Annotated in this window: 9 protein-coding genes; all 9 read right to left on the reverse strand. The window is 51.7% G+C overall.

Annotated features, from left to right (window positions below; all coding sequences use genetic code 11):
* Positions 1-47: 47 nt before the first annotated feature.
* The 9 genes from AC50Y3_RS19065 to AC50Y3_RS19105 all read right to left on the reverse strand — a co-directional run bounded on the left by AC50Y3_RS19065 (position 48) and on the right by AC50Y3_RS19105 (position 14,617).
* Positions 48-968: an aldose epimerase family protein gene (locus AC50Y3_RS19065; RefSeq protein WP_494820307.1), complete on the reverse strand. Its 921-nt coding sequence runs from the start codon at positions 966-968 to the stop codon at positions 48-50.
* A 15-nt stretch (positions 969-983) separates the two neighbouring features.
* Positions 984-3,095 carry an alpha-galactosidase gene (locus AC50Y3_RS19070; RefSeq protein WP_494820308.1) on the reverse strand — a complete coding sequence of 704 codons (2,112 nt, stop codon included), beginning with the start codon at positions 3,093-3,095 and terminating at the stop codon, positions 984-986.
* 30 nt (positions 3,096-3,125) lie between these two features.
* Positions 3,126-6,224 (reverse strand): discoidin domain-containing protein, encoded by a 3,099-nt coding sequence (locus AC50Y3_RS19075; protein WP_494820309.1) that lies wholly within the window; start codon positions 6,222-6,224, stop codon positions 3,126-3,128.
* A gap of 33 nt (positions 6,225-6,257) precedes the next feature.
* Positions 6,258-7,076, reverse strand: a complete 819-nt coding sequence (locus AC50Y3_RS19080; RefSeq protein WP_240548348.1) for a carbohydrate ABC transporter permease — start codon at positions 7,074-7,076, stop codon at positions 6,258-6,260.
* Positions 7,076-7,954 carry a carbohydrate ABC transporter permease gene (locus tag AC50Y3_RS19085; RefSeq protein WP_494820310.1) on the reverse strand — a complete coding sequence of 293 codons (879 nt, stop codon included), beginning with the start codon at positions 7,952-7,954 and terminating at the stop codon, positions 7,076-7,078. Before AC50Y3_RS19085 ends, AC50Y3_RS19080 begins: the two co-directional genes overlap by 1 nt.
* A gap of 63 nt (positions 7,955-8,017) precedes the next feature.
* Positions 8,018-9,412: an ABC transporter substrate-binding protein gene (locus tag AC50Y3_RS19090; RefSeq protein ID WP_494820311.1), complete on the reverse strand. Its 1,395-nt coding sequence runs from the start codon at positions 9,410-9,412 to the stop codon at positions 8,018-8,020.
* Positions 9,413-9,519: 107 nt separating this feature from the next.
* On the reverse strand, positions 9,520-11,121 hold the full coding sequence (locus tag AC50Y3_RS19095) for a response regulator (RefSeq protein ID WP_494820312.1): 1,602 nt from the start codon (positions 11,119-11,121) through the stop codon (positions 9,520-9,522).
* On the reverse strand, positions 11,114-12,904 hold the full coding sequence (locus tag AC50Y3_RS19100) for a sensor histidine kinase (protein WP_494820313.1): 1,791 nt from the start codon (positions 12,902-12,904) through the stop codon (positions 11,114-11,116). The genes AC50Y3_RS19095 and AC50Y3_RS19100 overlap by 8 nt, the downstream gene beginning before the upstream one ends.
* Positions 12,905-13,123: 219 nt before the next feature.
* Positions 13,124-14,617: a rhamnulokinase gene (locus AC50Y3_RS19105; protein ID WP_494820314.1), complete on the reverse strand. Its 1,494-nt coding sequence runs from the start codon at positions 14,615-14,617 to the stop codon at positions 13,124-13,126.
* Between the last annotated feature and the right edge of the window lie 4 nt (positions 14,618-14,621).

Here is a 14,621-nt window from a genome sequence, read left to right on the forward strand (position 1 = left end):
TGCAAGAAAAACCCCGGATGAATGATCATCCGGGGCTGTTTATCTCCTCACTCTCGCCAATCCCCATGTCCAAGCTGGATGTCGACAGACCAGCTGTAACTTTCACCGGCTCGTAAACGGACTGCCGTGCCACCCCGCTCAGCCCGCTCCAACGAGTCGTAATAGCCAATGCCGGGCTCCAGTGCGATCGTTGCTCTATCGTTGAATTTACCTTGATCGATCCAGACGCCTAAATGGGGTACAGCGTCCTTCGGAACGGATATCATCATATAGGTTTGACTGTTCATGCCAAGCAAACCTGACCAGCCCTCCGGAACGGACCCCTTATAATAAAATTTGGTGCCCTCGCCTGTCGTTTCGGGTCCATAAGCCCAAACATCGGGGATCATGAAGTCGCGGTCCGCCTTGCCGTAAACGCAAATCATCTCTCGTACCGATTCCGGCGTAAGAATTCGCGTAGGCTCATTCACGGCAAACTGGGGATGCGCAGCCCATAGAAAAGAAAACGGAGCTCCGCCGAGATGCCGGACGGAGTAATTTAGCCGTAGGTGTCGCTCGCCCGGTAATGACAGCGTTCTGGTCAGCCGGTAAGGAAGCTGTCTCCCCTCCACAGCGCAAACGATCGCATCTTCGCTTAGCTCCGCCTGCCAAGGAAGCGCCCATACCTCGCCATGATCGGGCAGCTTCAGACTGCCGTCATCCCCCGATACGCAGGCATCTATAGTCGGAAAACATTCGTCCCATCCGCTCATATCTCCATCGCAGAAAGGCGATCCGTAAGCTAACTTCCGCAAAGGTCGGTCCCCCGCATCAAGCAGCCATTCTTTGCCCGTAGGTTTATAGAGTAGGGATACCAGCTTCCCCCCGAGCTCAGGGATGGTCGCCACTCGAACGGTTTCATTTTCGGCTACGAGCGAGAGGCATCCTCTATACTTGGTTTCGTAGATTTGCGTACCGCTTGTTTGCATCGGTCATCTTCTCCGCTACTGAATTCGCTTTAAGTGAATCATTCGGCTCTGGCAATCGCCCGAGAATCCTAATGCCACGCCAATACGCATCAGAAAGCTTCCATGAAGCGCAACCGTTCGGTCATCTCCGGCATCGACCTCATACAAGGCATCCGATTCAAGGCCACTCAGAGCAAGCCGGCGTTCCCAAGCGCCAAAATGCTGCGCGTTCTGGAAAGCGAATACTACGGATTCTTGTCCGTCTCTGGCTACGTACTGGCATGCCGCAATGTTTGAATGCCGCAATGACGACAAGCGATATAAATCGCCATGCATCGTAATCGATCGGATTCGTTTATACTGCTCCACATACCCCTTCGCATCGGCCAGTTCTTCCTCTGACCAGCGATCGATATTTGCTCCTATACCGAGACCACCCATCATAGCGCTATGAAACCGGAAGGAAAGCGGAAGCCTTCTTCCATTCATGCCGTGAGGGGACTCCGTAACCCAGCACATCATGACAGACGGATCATACGCGTAGGTGAAGCCTTCCTGAATAGCCAATCGATCGAGCGCGTCCGTATTGTCGCTGATCCATGCTTGATCCGCATAACGCAAGATACCCAGGTCGATTCGGGCACCGCCGCCCGCGCATGTCTCGAACTCGACGTTCGGGAAGCGCCTGCGGAGCTCGCCCCATATCTCATACAGGTTGTTCACATGGCGAATCCAGTCCGAATGCTCCCTCTGCTGCCGCTCATCCGCAATTCCCGGCTCGGTTACCGTTCGGTTCATATCCCATTTAATGAAGGAAATATCATAGGCACTAAGCAATTCCGTCATAAAGGCGAGGACGAACTGTTTGACTTCCGGGAGCCCGAGGTTCAGCAGCAATTGATTCCGAAGCTGCGAGCCGGCGCGCGTCGGGAATTGATAGACCCATTCCGGATGCGCGCGGTACAGATCACTGTCCGGATTCACCGATTCGGGCTCCACCCAGATCCCGAAATCCATGCCAAGCGATTTGACCTCGTCGATCAACTCGTTTAAGCCGTTCGGGAATTTCTGCGGATTCACCTGCCAATCGCCAAGTCCTGCCCGGTCGCTGCTCCGTGCGCCAAACCAGCCATCGTCGACGACGAACAGCTCGACGCCGATGGTCGCCGCTTTGCGCGCCAATGCTTTCTGATCCTGTACGTTGACCGCGAATTCAGTCGCTTCCCACGAATTGTAGAGCACCTTGCGTTCGCGTGAGCCCGGCAGGATCGCTGTTTTCTGATAGCGGTGCAGCTTACGGCTCATCTCGCCAAATCCATTCTCGGAAAAACCGCCCGTAAAGACGGGGGACGTAAAGGCTTCGCCCGGCGCAAGCGTGAAGCTGCCGTCGAAATCATTGATTCCGCCGGTTACCCTAAGTTGTCCGAACGTCGTTTTTTCTGCGACGATTTTCCAATTGCCGCTCCAGCCGAGCGCGCCGAACCACACATTGCCGTTCGTTTCGCTGGCTGTCCCGTCGTCGATCGCAAACCAGGGGTTAGCGTGCGGACCCGTAAAGCCTCTTCTGGACTCCAGCACTTTCTTCCCCTCGGACAGCACATTCGTTCGCAGTTGATACTCTCCTGCCCACCGTCCCGTGACATGCGTCAAACGGTATGCGGGGAGGGCAAGCAGCGACCAGACGGCAGACATTACTTGCTCGATGCGTACAGGAGACGTTTCGCCGTTCGTTACCGTGATATATCGCTCGATCAGATCGAATTCGGGATACACGTTGTAATGCAGATTCACTTTAAGGGCGTAGTAATGGTCCGCTAAACGAACGACCAGCTCCTCGGGCTTCTCGATCGAGTAGCCGTCGAACTGTAGCAACAGATCGCGTACGCCGTCGCTGAACGTTGCTTTTAATGCCGGCTCCGCGTACAAGAGGCCGCCCCAGCCCCCGTATTCTTCCGTTTCGCGGTCTACGGCCGCATCGAAGGAGCTGTGATGCTTCGTTCTAAGCAAATCGGCGCAATCCCCGGCATGAACCGGGGACCCCCAATAGAGATGCTGCACGGTTCCGCTGTCGTTGATGCCGAACAGATAGGATGACCGTGCGGTGCGAATAGTGAAAATACGGGCATCTTCCAAATAGCCGATCGGCACAGCGATCACTCCTCTTAGGTGTAAGTTAATTTATTTATAGATCGTGAAAATCAAATCCGTATCCAGCTGAGGCGACCAGGTTTGCCCGCCGTCGCCGGAATACTGAGCGTTCCCGCCGGCATAAACGTCACCGCTGTAGGCGAAGCCGTATTTGTTATCGGTGGACCCGTCATCCAGCGAATTCGGCGACCGCAGAATAAATCCGTACTTCTTCGTCGTATCGAGTCCGCTCAGCCTCGGGTAAATCGAGTACGGCTGCGGGGAGCCCATGAGATTATAAGGCGGAACGGCCGCGCTAAACAGCTTCTTCACCGGTTGCATGTTGCTACCCAGCTCCACGATGTCGATATACAGATTGTCTTCCGGCACTTTGCTGACATAGCTTTCGTAATAATACACGTCCATCTTAGGCAGAGATTCGCTCGTCAGCGTGAACGTTTGCATCCTCTGCGTTTGCGCGCGGATGTCCGAATAGCTCCAGAACGAACCGTTGCTATCGTCCTGCGCGATGACGGAACCGGTATTGCCCGGAATGTTGTACGCTTCGATTTCATTGACGGAGCCAAGCCAGTGGCTGGATTTCATATAAAGTCTGATTTTCGAAGTCGTGACCGTCTTGAAGTCCAGCTCTCTCCTGTCTCCAAGCGTCAGCCCTTTGGTCAAGTCGACATATTGCGATGCAGCGTCATCCCAATATTGGAGCGCATAATTCCATGTTTCATATTCCTGCTTACCGTAACCGTACTCGCTGACAACGACACGGTTGACGCTAGTCGGAGCGCCGAAATTGATCTCGAGCCACTGGTTGCCAAAATCATTATTCGCCGGCCAGCCTGCGCTCCAGCGGGTGGATAGATTGCCGTCAATCACGTTCGAGGCTTCGAAACCAGCCCCATAGAATGTGGATGCCGAAGCTGTAGCCCCTGTGCCGAGCGCCAAGTTGACGGGTGCTCCCGGGTTGCTGCGTGAGCCTTTACCCGAGATGCGAATCATCACGGATTCGCCTGGTCTTAGCGTGCGTGAATAGCTGCCGCTAAACGTTCCCAGCGTCGTCTGGCTGTACAACTCGGAGAGCGTGTACGCCTTGTCCGCGCCGAGATGCAGATCTTTGAATGGAACTGTTACAGGCTTGCTGTTGTTCATATCCCAATTGGAAATGCCGACGATGACGTCGCCATTCTTATCGTTCAGATACAGGGCCTCCGGCGAATGCTCGCCTTTCAAATAGAAATTCGTCATGCTAAGCGGTCTTGCCGCTTGGCCTAAGTCCGCAACGTCCAGCAGTTCCTTGTTCATGACGAGCGTCTTCATCCGGTCCTCCGAGATGAACGGAACATCGTCGCCAAGCAGCAAATGACCGCCGCCCATCACGATCGCGGTCGTGAGCAGTGTTGCTTGATTCAGCGTATTTTTTCCGTAAACGCCTTGCACGATATTTTCGGGCATCGACATGTCCGCGTCGTTAAAGGCGTATAACGTGTCATTGGTCCACCACGATGCAGCCGCATTGAATGCTTGGCGTTCAATGCCGGAATAACGGATGCCGGCGCCGTCATCGAGGCCGATGGCCGTGTCGCAGCCGGTTCTTCTGCCATGGGCATAGCCCGAAGGCAGCAGCGGCGCGATCGATTCGTCGATGAAGATCTTCTGCCGCGCGCCGAGCAGCGCATCGCGCATAACCTTCATGCCGATCCGGTAGGCCTGTATCCCGTTCTTGCTCTTGTCGTAGAAGCTGCCTTCGTACATGCCGAGATCCAGAAAGTCGAGTTTGACGTAGTCGAAGCCCGGCTCGACTTGATTGGTGTTCATCAGCCACTTCAAGTACGCCTGCCCGCCCTGATGCGTCGCATCGACAATCGGCGTATTGAGATAGGACATGATCGGATTGCCGTTCGTATCCTTCAGCGCGATTTCGCCGAACGTAAAGTTCGTCGTAGGTACAAGATCCGTCAGCTTATTCCAGATCGCAAAAGGCGCTTCATAGGAGCCGGCTTTCATGCCTTTGCTATGGACATAAGTAACGTAATCCTTCAAATTCCGGATTTGCTCCTGCCCTTTGATCCCCTGATAGCTGGCGTCCAAATTCATATAGTTATAGCCAAGCGACTTCAGATGCGCGACGAAGTAATCCGTCATGGCATACATCGCATCGGCTGTGGCGTACTGGCTGTAGAAGTTGTACCAGGTGTTGTAGCCCCTCGGCACGTCGTCTTTCCACTGCAGCATCGGCTCTTGGACGGCGTAGGCTTGTCCGAAAGTCTCAAGGCCCGTCTCATAATCATCGAAATACCCAATAAAGAAGGCATCCGACGACACAGAAGTGCCGCTCTGCTGTCCGCCGGCATTGTAGACGGAGAAGCCGGACAGCGGACCGTTCGGTGCTGCCGCCTGGCCTAGATGCTGCATGCTTTTCCAAGCTTTTGCCGTAGCCGCTCCGGCTATGATGCCGTTCTTTGCCGCATTGTCAAATACCGCCGTAACCCAGTAGCTTGTTCCGTTGAACGCGCTCCACTGATCCTCTACGCCGTAGGGGCGATCATAACCGTTCTGGCTTTTGCCGAAATTATCGACGGGCGCTACGCCGAAATCATAGTTATTGGTATAAGGCGTCGTATAGATCCGTTTGTCCGTGCCCGAACCGATATCCAGATTGTCGGATGCAATCGGCTCCAGCACGTCAATCGTTTGGCTTGCCGCACTGCTCACTGTCATGTCGGACAGAAAATAAGGCTGGTCCTCGTACATCGTCAGCCTCAGCGTGATGGTCGAGCCTGAATCGAGTACGCTCTTGATCGTAATGCGCTCGCCGTGCTTGCCGTATTCGTCATTGCCGATTGCCTCCCACTTCGCCGAACGCTTACCGGGATCGTAGGAATGAATGCGGGAAGTCGTCCCATACAGCTCATAATCGGAATAGAAATTCGAGATCAGCGTTGTACTGCCTTGCTTAAAGCTGCCGCGCCCCGTCGACAAATCGTACGTGAGCGAAATCGAGCCGTTGTCGGCGGTTATGACGGATCCCGTCTGTCCTACAGCTACTTTGGTTGGTTTAGCTTCCGCAACGTTAATAGGTCCAATCATCGTAAATATGAGCAGCAAAACGAACAATCCTTGAAAGCTTCGTTTCATTCTGTACGTCCCTCCCATAATGATGATTCTTCTTTATCCTTTAATAGCTCCTGCTGCGATGCCTTTAATAATGAATTTCTGCATGAAGAGGAAGAACACAATAATCGGAATAAGCCCCATTACGGCATAAGCGAATGCCAAATTCAAGTCGCTGCTGTACTGCCCGAAGAAGTAATACTGCTGCAGCGGAATGGTGCGATACGCTTTATCCTGCAGATACAGCAGCGGGAGCAGGAAGTCGTTCCAAATATACAGCGCATTCAGTACGACGACGGTAGCGGTGACCGGCTTGAGCAGAGGAAGTACGATGCGGGCAAATATGCCCGGTGTCGAACAGCCGTCGATCCGCGCCGCTTCCTCGATCTCAAGCGAAATCCCCCGGATGAAGCCCGCATAGAACAGCACCCCCATCTGAACGCCGAAGCCGCCGTAAATCAAAGCAATTCCCCAGTGGGTATCGATCATATGAGCCATCTTGCCCATCTTATATAGCGGAAGCATGATGACTTGGAATGGAACCATCAGCCCGGAAAGAAACAGCACGTAGATGAATTTATAAATGGGTTTGTTCCGCCGGGCAATAGAGTACCCCGCAAGCGCGGATACGAATATGATCAGCGCTACGGAAATGAGGTTGACCCACAGACTGTTGCGAATCGCGGACGGATACTTCGACGTTTTCCACGCATGCACGAAATTATCAAGATGCAAGGTCGACGGCAGCGCGTAGAAGGAGTCGAAGGTTTCTTTCGCGGATTTCAGCGCCATAAGCAGTGCGACATACAGCGGAAAAACGAAAATGAGCGCCAGCAAGGCAATCAGCGTAAGGACGATCGCATGCGTCAGTTTCATTACATATCCACCTCCCGTCTTCTAAAAATAGCCAACTGCACGATGGTGACAATGACGAGAATGAGGAAGAACAGCATCGATAACGCCGTACCGTACCCCGCTTTAGCGGAGTTGAATGAGACATTGTAAATAAACGTCGAGATGACCTCGGTCGAGAAAGCCGGACCTCCGCCGGTCGTCAGGAAGACGAGATCGAACACTTTAAGCGATCCGGTCAGCACGAGCAGCAAATTAATCGTGATCGAAGGCGCAAGCAGCGGCAGCGTAATATGACGGAAAGCGCCGAACGCGCCCGCGCCGTCGATCCGAGCGCTTTCGGTCAGCTCTCCCGGAATGCCCTGCAAACCGGCAATATAGATGATCATCGGAGAGCCTACCCCTTGCCACAGCGAGATAACGATGAGTGCCGTCATCGCATGATCCGGATTGCCGAGCGGGCTTGTCATATCGACGCCGAAATAGCTGAGCAGCTTCGGCAGACCGTTACTGTAGTTGTAGCTCCAAATATAAGCCGACAGCACCGTGGAGATCGCAACGGGCAAGAAGAAGATCGTGCGGAACACTTTTCTGAATTTCAAATAAGAATCAAGCAATACGGCAAGCAGCAGCGACACGAGGTTCACAAGCACCGTTACCAGTATCGCGTACTTGAACGTGTTGCGAAGCGCCGCCCACAGGTCAGGATCGCGCAATGCCTGCGCGTAGTTATCCCATCCGATATATTTCGCGGTAGGTGCGACGCCGTCCCAATCCGTGAACGAATATTTCGCGCCAATGACTAACGGGACGATCACCGCAAACGCAAACAGACACAACCCCGGGAGTATAAACAGCACATACCACATTTCGCTGCGGATCGATCGCTTTAAGCTATTCATAGACGATTTCCTTTCCTATAGGTAACGGCATAGGCGCCGCCTATGCCGTCATCTGGGATACAATTATTTATGGTTCTTGGACACCCAGTCATCCAGTGCGGAAATAACTTGGTCCGGCGTTTCTTTCTTAAAGAACATTTTTTGCAGATGCTGGATGAGCTGACCGGTCCAATCGATCGTCGTTTTCGACATGTAGGCTTGCGAGTTGTACAGCTGGCCGTTATCGAAGTAAGGCTTTAGATCGTTCAACGCCGGCGCGATATCGGTCGTTGCGCCTTTTACGTAGCTCAGCGTGTTCGTATTCTTAACCCAAGCGTCTCCGCCTTCTTTGCTCGCCATGAACGCAAGGAATTTCATTGCCGCGTCTTTGTGCTGGGATTTGCTGCCGAGCGCAAGCGATGCATCCGGGTTAAACTCCAATTTGTTCAAGCTTTCGTCATTGCTGAATGGATACGGGAAGTACCCGATGCCGGTATTGTACAAATCCGGATTCTTCTTCTGGATATCCGCAAGCGGCCAAGTACCCATGTACATCATGCCGACATCGCCTTTGGCGAACAGGTCGACGACGTCGTTGTAACCGAGACCGAGCTGGTCCTTGTTGCCGAGATCGAATATTTGCTGGGCATGATCAAGCGTTGTTTGCATCGCCGGATTGTCAGCGAATTTGGAGCCGCCCGTCTCCAGCTTGTCGAAGAAGTCCGGCTGGTTCACAGCAAGCGCCGTGTTACTCGGCAAATCGCGGCCGATCCACATGCCGAGCGGCCAGCCGTCCTTCCAACCGAGCGCGAACGGCGTTTTGCCCGCTTCCTTAATCTTCTTCGCATTCTCGATCATGGCGTCGAACGTTCTCGGCACCGTAAGATTCAATTCATTGTATATATTCTTGTTATAGAAGACGGCGATCGGTCCGGCGTTCAGCGGCATAATATAGTTCTTCCCGTCCGTTGCCTGCGATGTCAGCACGTCCGCATCGAAATTGTTCAGGAACTCCTGCCCGGTCAAATCCTCAACATAACCGCCGTCTACAAACAATTTTGCTTGCGCGCCGGCATTCAACGTGAACACGTCCAGGATGTCTCCGCCTGCCAATTTCGTTTTCAGAATGGTGTAATAATCGTCATATTTCACGGGCTGAACATCGACTTTGATGTTCGGATTAGCCGCTTCGAACTGATCAACGATTTTCTGTATGCCGTCCGTCACGTCGCTCTTGAAGTGCATGAACGAGATCGTTACCGGTTCCGTGCTCGCTTCCGGTGCATTAGTCGACGCTGTGTCGTTGGAAGCCGTGTTCGAAGCAGCATTGGAAGTGTTCTCCGTTGAAGACGTATTCGTATTCGAAGCTGCAGTTGAAGATGTATTCTCGGAAGACGACGCATCATTGTTCGTGTTACCGCATGCCGCAAGAGAAAGCATTGCGATAATGGCACTCAGACCGACCAAACTCTTTTTCATTTTCCAGTCCCCTTTTCGTGTATTGTCTGAGGACGTTGTTTCGTCCATGAGTCTATCTTATCGGTCGGCTGCTTTTCGCGTAATGAACTAATTTGTGTTTGCAATGTTCAATTTTTTGTTATTTCCGTTGCTTCAATGATTCCATCCCGGTATTCGGAAGGCGTCTGCCCGGTAAACCGCTTGAATACCTGGCTGAAATAACGCTGATTCTCGTAACCGACCAGCTCGGATATTTCGTTGATTTTGCACTCGGACGATTTCAACAGCTCGCAAGCCTTCTCCATGCGTTTGCGCGTGACATATTCGGTGAAATTCTCGCGCGTGATGCTCTTGAACAGCTTGCTCAAATACGCGGCATCCATATGGAACCGCGTCGCAACGTCGATGAGACTGAAATCCTCAAAGTAATGCTCGTCCAGGAACAGGGCGATTTCGCGAACCGAGCGAACATTCTCCGCCTCACCGGCGCTGGCACAGTAGGTTTCTATAGCTTGAGTAAGCAGGCTGAGGAACGTCTGCAGCTCCTTCATATCCAAAATTCGGGACACTTCTTCAGCGTCGAGCAATACGGACTGCGTTGCCTCGATCCCCTTCAATTCGGACAGCGACAGCTCTATCATCTGTCTCAAATCGCGTTGGATCTGGCGAATGGTGACACGAGGCTGCCTGCCAACCTTCTCGCAGTAATCGTTCAGCAGCCGCTTGAAGTCTTTCGCATTATTGGCTCCGATCGCTTGCCTCATCGATTTCAAATCGAAGGAGCCCAGCAGCTCAACCGGCTGTACCGCTCCCGGGCTTTCAGCCGATGAGAATGCGAATGAATCCCCCAGCAGGCGATTGTTTCGGAGCGCATCATTGGCCCCTTGATAAGCGGCAGGCAGCTCTTCGAGCTTTGCATAAGTACGGCTAAGCCCGGCTACCACGCCGACGAGCAGCATTTTACTGACAGCTTCATGATATTCATTCAATAGCTGCTGAACCCTTTGTTCATCATAGGAAGCGGCGGGGAAGAGCAGGCAAATACGAGTACGGTCATCCGATTTATAGACAAGCAGCTTGTCCTCCCGCATCACTTCGTACAAAATATTTTCCAAACTGAACAAGAACAGATCTGCGTTACCGTGAAACTTGGTTCGGGACACCTCGCTGAACTGCCGAAACATGCATACCGCAACCCGATAACCGCCGTCCACGGCAATGCCGAGCTCTCCAGCCTCCCGCTGTATATCCGCCGTATTCGTAATCCGATGGCTTGTAACGGTTTGCAGAAATGTCTCCCGCTTGAGATGCCGGACTTCCTGATTGAACCGCATTTGCTGCTGAATGCTCATGTACGTGTTACAGGCTTGGATCGCCTTTTTGAGTGCATGCTCGAGATCCGTAACGGATACCGGCTTGAGCACATATTCGCATGCCTGATACGTGACGGCCGCCTTCATATATTCGAACTGCGAATAACCGCTAATCACGATTACCTTGATTTCGCCGAACCGTTCATGAAGCGCTTCCAAAAATTGTTGTCCGTCCAACACCGGCATATTCATGTCGGTCACGACGATATGCGGCCTTCGGATCGGGATAAGCGCAAGCGCCTCCTCGCCGTGCCTCGCTTCCGCGATGACCTCGACATCCAGAGCCAGCTCACTGATCATTTTGCTGATCGATTTACGGCTCCACGGTTCATCGTCCACTACCATCACCTTATACATGCTGCATACCTCTATTCCTGTAAGGGATCGTTACACTCACTTCCGTACCTTCGCCTTCATTGCTCTCGATTCTGAGCCCATAATCGGATCCGTAGTACATGCGAATTCTCTCGTTCACATTTTTCAAGCCGATCGATATGCCGCTGAATACTTCGGTGTTTCTATGCTCCAGAACAGCTTTAAGCCTGGCCAGTTGCTCGGCATCTATACCAGGACCGTTATCCCGCACCTTAATGATGGCCCGATCCGATTGCTGCACCGCTGTTATTTGCAGATGAAGCTGCCTGTCATCGGTTTTACCTAGTACATGCACAATCGCATTCTCTACAATGGGTTGCAGGACGAATCGGATGACGCTGCAGTCAAGCAGCGCATGCTCCACATCGAACTCGGTTACGAGCGATTCTTCGAAACGAAGCTGCTGGATATATAAATAGTTTTTCAGATGCACCATTTCCAGACCGATTGTGGACTCGCTATTCCCTTCGTAGAAGTTATAACGGAACAGATCCCCCAGCGCCCTGCACATTTCATGGATGTCATATTCCCCGATTAATACAGCTTTGCCTCCGATGGTTTGCAGGGTATTGTATAGAAAATGCGGATTGATTTGCATTTGCAGCGCCATAATTTGCGCTTCCTTGTTGCGAATGAGCAGCTGATATTCCTGCTCGATCAATTCTTGAATCTTGTTTGTCATGAAATTAAAGTTTCTTGTCAATTCGGACAAATCGTCGCGCCACGGACTCGGCTTAAGCGTGACATGGAAATCCCCTTTACGGACAGCCCGCATAGCCTTGCTTAGCGACTGAACAGGCCGCGTAATAAACTGCTGCGCCATCGATGAGAATAACGCTATGACGAGCATCACGAGGGCGAAAGCTCCGACCGTCAGCCACAGCGTATTTTTGCGGTTCTCCGCGAGCTCGCTGCTCGAGTATAGAAGCGTAAGCCCGACGTTGCCGTTATCAAGCGCAGAGGTGCTGATTAATGCTTGCCGGTGGTCCGTGAATTGAAGCTCGCGCTTGCCGTAAGTGGCAAAGTCATCGGAGCGCTTATAGGTTTGGACCGCTTCACTGAATTGATCGTTCGTGCGATAGAAGGTTTCGCCTTTATCGTTCTGCAGGACGATATTGTTCGGAGGTCGATTGTAGGTTTCAATCTGCTTCACGAAATCTCTCATTCTCGTATAAAAAACTAACGTACCGTATTTATTTCGATAGAAAGGATCATAGATGGTGATGGCATAAACGAAAAACCGCTCCCCCTGCTCCTTGTCCAAATACGTGAACATCAGGGAATGCTGAAACGGTAAATCCAGCAATTCATCTGCGTGAGGGACGTAATCGCCGAGCCGAATCGAATCATAGCTGGCCGCTCTCGACCATGAATCCCTCAGCTTATTGTCCTGTCCGTACATCATGATCTTGATCACATCTTTATTCTTGCTCTGAACGAGGCGATAGTAGTTGTCGAGCGCATCTTTGGTTTGAAAGATATCCGCATTATTGTAGTTGGCACCGTTACGCATAATATTGACCAATTGATTGAAGCCATAGACCTGCAAAGCAGACGAAGAGAGGCTGCGGAAAAACTGATCCAGGTCATTGGACAAATATTCGGCGTTCTGGTCGGCGCTCCTGACCATGGTACGCTCTAGCGAAAGCGAGCTGGACCTGTAGAAGAGGAAAGAAAGAATGAGCATCGGAATAAGAGAGATGACCACGCTGCTCAAGACGAGTTTGGTACGTATGCTCCGGTTGATAAACAGCCACTTGATCATTCGGGTCTCCTCCGTTAAAGCAGGTATATGGCATGAGCTTCATGTACACATTTATATCTAATCTATTTTACCATCGCGATTCGGCCGAGCAAGAAAAGAAATCGTGTTCTTTATGTTTAAAATTTTGTTGAGACAATAAGTTAACGACTCAGGCGGAAAAAATGAGACAAAAAAGAACATACGTATCCGTATGTCCCAATGGTTCCCAATCATTATTATCTATCGTTCGCAAAGATGTACAAATGTGCGAAATGCAATATCCCACGAAGAGGTTCCTTGAGGAAGATACTCCTGGATGAGAAAAGAATTCTTTATTAACTGCCTCGCTTCAAATCGGTCCGCACAGTGGCCTTCCGCAACGAGTTGCATCAGCATATTTCCAATTGCGCTCGCTTCAACAGGCCCAGCCCATACCGGTTTGTTTAGTGCATTCGCTGTAAATTGACAAAGCAGTTCGTTTTGACTGCCACCGGCTACCATATGCAAACATGGGAATGATTGACCGGTTAATTGCTGCAGCTGCTCGACGGTTTGGCGATAACGAAATGCTAAGCTCTCCAAAATACACCGCGTAATTTCTCCAACGCTCACTGGTAATTCTTGTCCCGTTTCACGGCAATAGGATTGAATTTTGCTGATCATATCGTTAGGTGCATAGAACCTGGCATCATCAGGATTAATCAAGCTTCGAAAAGCTGCCGCTTCCCCAGCTAGGAGGATCAACTCGCTATAATCCGTTTGAATTCCTCTTTCTTCCCACTCCCGCTTGCACTCCTGGAGAATCCACAGTCCCATAATATTCTTTAATAAATCGTACGTGCCGCAAATGCCGCCCTCGTTGGAGAATGCCAGCTCCATGGCTTCCCGGGTCAATAGCGGCTCAGAAAGCTCCGTTCCAAGCAAGGACCATGTCCCGCATACGAGGAAAATGAACGCCTCTTCTTCTGCCGGGATCGCGGCGATTGCCGAAGATGTATCATGGGCTGCCACCTCAACGAGCTTAAGAGGTGGAACATCGAGCTCTTCGCAAACACGCTTTGAAAGCGTCCCAATGGAAGCACCTGATGCTATTGGCTCAAGAAATAGGCTTGCCGGAATCCCGAGCCACCGCAACAACTCTTCGTTCCATCGCCCTTGAGTCGGCTGAAAAAGCTGTGTGGTCGAGGCTATCGTGAATTCGCTCGTTTTCACTCCGGTCAGAAGGTAAGCAATTAAATCGGAAATCATCAGCAAAGTATGCGCGATTCCTAATTTTGGAGACTCGGACTTTCTCATGGCATAGAGTTGGAACAGCGTATTGAAAGGCATATTCTGGAGACCGGTTTGCCGGTAAAGCTCCAGCTCTCCGATCTTTTCAACGCATTCCGCTACGATTCCTTCTGTCTGCGCATCCCGATAATGATAAGGATTTCCGATTAATTCCCCATGCGCATCAAGTAATCCAAAGTCCACGCCCCAGCTGGTAATCCCCATCGAAACGGGAGTATAGCCGGATTGATAGGCTTTACGGATGCCTATTTTCACTTCCTCTAGCAATCGTAAAATATCCCAGTGAAGGCGATCGCCTGCCTGGACTGCTCGATTGGGAAAGCGATGGATTTCGTGCATCGTCAGCTTTGGACATGAATCTTTCCCAGCGGCATATTCGCCGATCAGTGCGCGTCCGCTGCTTGCTCCCAAATCAAAGGAAAGTACAGTCGATCGATTCTCCATCTTC

It is taken from the genome of Paenibacillus sp. J22R98 (assembly GCF_059383835.1).